Genomic DNA, 360 nt, shown 5'->3' on the forward strand with positions numbered 1-360 from the left:
GGCGTGATCCACACCGCATTCGATCACGATTTCTCGCGGTTTGCCGAAAATTGCCAGAAGGATGCCCGTGCGATCGCCGCGTTGGGTGCGGCACTTGCCGGGTCGGATAGGCCGTTGATCATCACCTCGGGTACCGGCATGGGCAATGCCGAGTTCGGCGAACTGGGAAGCGAGGACGTTTTCAACACCAGCCACCCCAACCCGCGTGTCGCGTCCGAGCTTGCAGGGCAGACGCTGCTGGATGAGGGCACCAATGTTTCCGTCGTCCGGCTTCCGCAGGTGCACGACACGTTCAAGCAGGGGCTCATCACCCCCCTGATCGAAATCACCCGTCAGAAGGGCCTTGCAGCCTATGTCGGC

Annotated in this window: 1 pseudogene; it reads left to right on the top strand. The window is 61.9% G+C overall.

Features of this window, described 5'->3' with window-relative positions:
• A pseudogene (locus SB679_RS23365) lies at positions 1 to 360 on the top strand (3-beta hydroxysteroid dehydrogenase); the annotation flags it as partial.

The sequence above is a fragment of the Chryseobacterium sp. SIMBA_029 genome, assembly GCF_046535275.1.
Lineage (GTDB): Bacteria > Bacteroidota > Bacteroidia > Flavobacteriales > Weeksellaceae > Chryseobacterium.